This is a genomic window from Flavobacterium sp. (assembly GCF_029242675.1).
Taxonomy (GTDB): domain Bacteria; phylum Bacteroidota; class Bacteroidia; order Flavobacteriales; family Flavobacteriaceae; genus Flavobacterium.
In genome coordinates this window covers 1-4,360 of record NZ_JAQWTM010000202.1, presented here as the reverse complement: position 1 = coordinate 4,360, position 4,360 = coordinate 1, and the positions used below count along the sequence as shown (strand labels likewise).

Sequence of the window (4,360 nt, the reverse complement as noted above, 5' to 3'; positions counted from 1 at the left end):
TAAGTCGATGTAAGCTCTTTAAAAATACTGCAAAAATAAAAAAAGCTTGTAACAGAATTATTAATTAATCCGTTACAAGCTTTCTTTTTAATCCCTAAAAAAGCATCTTGTCTAAATTAGGCCTAGTTTTTCAGTGCCCTCGTTTTTGAACCGTATCCTTTTTTTATATGTTATGCTTTTATTTTACAATCATGAACTCGGAACGCCTGTTTAGAGCGTGTTCTTCTTCGGTACACTTCTCACCGCAATTCACTTTAGGCTCCGTTTCACCAAAACCTTTACCAGTTACTCTTTCGGCGGAAATCCCTTTTGAAATAAAGTAAGCGATAGTGGAGTCAACTCGATGATCAGACAATCTCATATTGTAATCATCTTGTCCTCTAAAATCAGTATGCGATTTAACGAATATCTTAAGGTCATTATTTTGCCCCATGATGTATACCAACTTATCCAGCTCTTCAGCTCCTTGTGTGGTTATATTACTCTTATTGTTTTCAAAATAAATTGGATTTAAAACAATTTCCGTCTCCGTAACGACCACGTCAATTGGATCTACTGCTGCGTCAAGTGCAATTATACCGGCTTGTAATTCGTCAAGGCTGAATTCCTTAGTAATATATCCATCCTTATACACAGCCACAATATATTTTTTAGTACATTCTCCTTTGTACAAGTATTTACCTTCGGAATCAGAAAACTGAGTTTCTAACACATTTTTATTGGTGTCCATCACAACAATTTTGGCTCCAGCAATTAAATCTAATGTTTTGGCATTTTTAACAATAGTCAACACTTGCGCTTGACAAATTGCTGTCGTAGAATAAATAGCATCCTTTCCTAACCTATTACTAGAAATATAACCTGCTTTATTTTCGTTATCAATTGAAAACGAAAAATCATCCTTGTTCGAATTTATAGGAGATCCTAAATTAATAGCTTTAGATGGCCCATCAAGTTTAATAGCGTAAACATCTAAACCACCTAAGCCCAATAGCCTATTTGAGGAAAAATACAATGTATTATCATCTGCAATAAAAGGGAAATTCTCATCAGCTTCTGTATTCACTTCTGGACCCATATTTTCAGGAGTTCCATAACTACCATCAGCATTAACAGTCACTTTCCAAATATCGGTTCCACCTATGGAACCCGGCATATTGGAAGCAAAGTACAAGATTTTCCCTGTGGAATCAATAGAAGGATTACCTGTCGAATAGCTTTTGTCATTAAATGGCAGTGGAGTTATAGCGGTCCAAACGTTATTATCCTTAACTGCTTTATATAAAGAAACTTGCCCAAACTTCAACTTCTTAACTTTGTCTTTCTCAAAAAGTTTATCTTTAAAACTTTCGCTTGAGAAATAAATGGTTTTTCCATCCTTAGTCATTGTTAAAGGCCCTTCATGATACACTGAATTCAATTCGGAAATACCCGTTGGAACTCCATACGTATTGTCTTGCTTGTTAAATTCTGATTGATATAAGTCTAAAAAAGGTTCTTCATTCCAACCATAAATTTTAGTTCCTTCCTTTTTTGCTGCTGCAAAATAAAGTGTTTTACCGTACAACACAGCTCCAAAATTAGAATGCTCAGCATTAAGATTGATTTTATTGACTTCAAAAAGTGGTTCCTTATTCTTGAGTATATTCAAGTAATCAGGATTACTTTTAAAAGCCAAAGCTCTCTTATCGTTTGGAAATTGATTAGCAAATGACTTCATTTGGGTGTTCGCTTCGTCATACTTCCCGTTGTATTTTAAAACTTGAATGTAGTTATAAAGCGTTGCTGCATTTTTAGATGATTTCACCGTCAAAGCATACCATTTTTCCGCTTCGGTAGTTTTTTCGATCTTAAAATAAGATTCAGCTAGTTGCTTATAAACATACTCACTTTTATTTCCTTTCTCAACCAAAGCCATATAGGCTTTCGCTGCACTTCCATATTCATACCTATCAAACAGTTGGTCGGCTTCTTTGGTCTCCTTCGTTTGTGCAGTACTGACAACACTAAAAAGAACAAAAAGTAGTATTTGGCTATATATCTTCATTACGATTATAATTAAATTTTAGAAAAATCTAGGAGAACGTGAAACTTTTTTAGGCGTAAACAAATCATACAATAGTATAAATTCGTGTGAGGACGGTGCGCTAACTCTTAAATCAGAAATAGTGCGATCATAGGCATACCCTATGCGTAACTCAGGAGTGACTAAAAAATTAACCATACCTCCAAAACTATCTTGTAATCTATAGGTTGCTCCTATTTCTATTTGCTCTTTGTATAGAAAATTTGCAGACAAATCTAGCGAAGGTCTTATATTCAATGCCGACTTAAGCATAAAAGAAGGTTTGAATTTAACATCATAATCAAGATCAAAAACATAACCTCCCGTTAAAAAATAATGACTCACATCAGACCCATACTCTCTTCTGTTATAATCCAAATGAGCTGATTTTAACATATTAGGAAGAGATAAAGCAACATAATATTTATCCGTGTAATAAAATGCTCCGGTACCAATATTTAGATTAACATCACTGATATCTTGCCCAAATATTCCCTCGTTTGGATCTGGTAAACTTGATTGAATTGATCTTAATCCTACTTTATGGAATGTAGCTCCCGCTTTTATACCCAACGCTAAAGTTCGGTTTTCTCCCAATTGTAAAGAATACGAAAAATCACCGTATACATTTTGCTCAGAGATCGGTCCAATTTTATCCGACAAAAAAGACAATCCTATACCAACGTTATTACCCACTGCTCCATGACCTGAAAAAGAGAAAGAACTTGGTGCTCCCTCAATATTAGCCCATTGTTTTCGATACAGCATCCCCAAAGAGATATTTTCTTTAGAACCTGCGTAAGCGGGATTTACAATATTCATGTTATACATATATTGCGTATATTGTGGATCCTGTTGTGCCTTCATATCTGCAAATGTTAGCAGCACTAAAAGAGTAGTCAAAAATATTTTATTCATATTTACTTAATTTTGGATTTATTGGCAGTTTAAAAAGCATGAACCAATAAATTATATTGTTTTACTATTTCTCTCTGATTAAATAAATCCAACCTGTCTTAGTTTGACCATTGTTGAATTGAATCACATAGTAATATGTTGCACTAGGTAACTCCTCGCCTTTATTAGTTTGGCCTTTCCACTGATTCTTATAATTAGGCATGGAATATACTTTAAGTCCATATCTATTAAAGATTTCTAAGTTGCGGACATCCATTAATGAAAGGTCTAAAAATTCATTTGAACCATTTCCGTCCGGCGAGATTCCTTTTTGAATATTACAGTAAATCCCATTAATAAGTACCGATTTTGTAGTCTCACAACCAGTTCCAACAGACTTAATAGTCAAAGTATAAGTAAGAGGAAAAATAGTTTGGCTAGTTTTAGATGCAATTACTCTAGACACATTCAATTCACTAGCATTAGTACCTACTTGCTGTCCATTTTCATCTTTCCAAATATATTCAACTGTGGCTGCATCATATGAATTTGCAACTGATTTTGCCGTAAGAATGTAGTCATCCGAAACACATTCTCCAGCAACATCAAACTGAATAGTAGCTGGAACAGCATTAATTCGTTGTGCAGAAACGGCATTCACTGGGCATGCTGTATTATTTAAAAAGCGAACGCTAATCGTGTAGTTACCAGGAGCCACATTTTGGAAAACATTACTTTGCTGAAATCCATTTCCAATACTATATTCAGTATTAGCTTGTGGAGTAACAGTTATCCTACCCGAAGGAACAGAACAAGTTGGTTGCACTGCAGAAAGTACTGTGGGTACAGCTGGAATAGCTGAAATAGTTAGAACAACTCTAGTTCGGGCCGCACTTGTACAATTCCCCACTGAAGATTCTGCATAATAAGTAGCACTTCCTACACCTACTTGAGTTGGGCTTGCTACAATTGATCCGCCTGTTAAAGCTGTATACCAAGTTATGGTATTTCCTGAGGCTGTTGCCGTCAATGTTTGATTGCTATTCCCATTAGAACAAACAGTTTGATCTGCTGCTGTAGGATTTGGTACAACACCTACTATAGTTAAAGTTACGGCAGTTCTTGAAAAACTGGTACAAAGTCCATTTGAAGCTTCAGCATAATAAGTTACAGTCCCAACACCAACTTGATTTGGATTAGAAACAAGCGTACCGCTTATAGCAGCAGTATACCAAGTAACAGAAGAGCCAGATGCTGTTGCTGTTAGTGTTTGTGTCGTGCTGCCATTAGTACAAACCGTTTGATTCCCTACACTGATTGGATTTGCTGGTCTCGCGTTAATAGTTAAGACCACTGCTGTTCTTGAATTACTAAAACAACCTGTAGCATCATTAACTG

At 35.4% G+C, this 4,360-nt stretch carries 3 protein-coding genes; all 3 read right to left on the bottom strand.

The genetic code is table 11. The features are described from left to right. Positions 1 to 178 precede the first annotated feature (178 nt). Positions 179 to 2,047: an OmpA family protein gene (locus P8M54_RS07715; RefSeq protein WP_300286897.1), complete on the bottom strand. Its 1,869-nt coding sequence runs from the start codon at positions 2,045 to 2,047 to the stop codon at positions 179 to 181. An 18-nt stretch (positions 2,048 to 2,065) separates the two neighbouring features. After that, positions 2,066 to 2,983: a type IX secretion system membrane protein PorP/SprF gene (locus tag P8M54_RS07710; protein WP_300286895.1), complete on the bottom strand. Its 918-nt coding sequence runs from the start codon at positions 2,981 to 2,983 to the stop codon at positions 2,066 to 2,068. Positions 2,984 to 3,047: 64 nt separating this feature from the next. Continuing rightward, positions 3,048 to 4,360, bottom strand: a 1,313-nt coding sequence (locus P8M54_RS07705; RefSeq protein ID WP_300286893.1) for a gliding motility-associated C-terminal domain-containing protein, incomplete at its 5' end; no start/stop codon positions are given.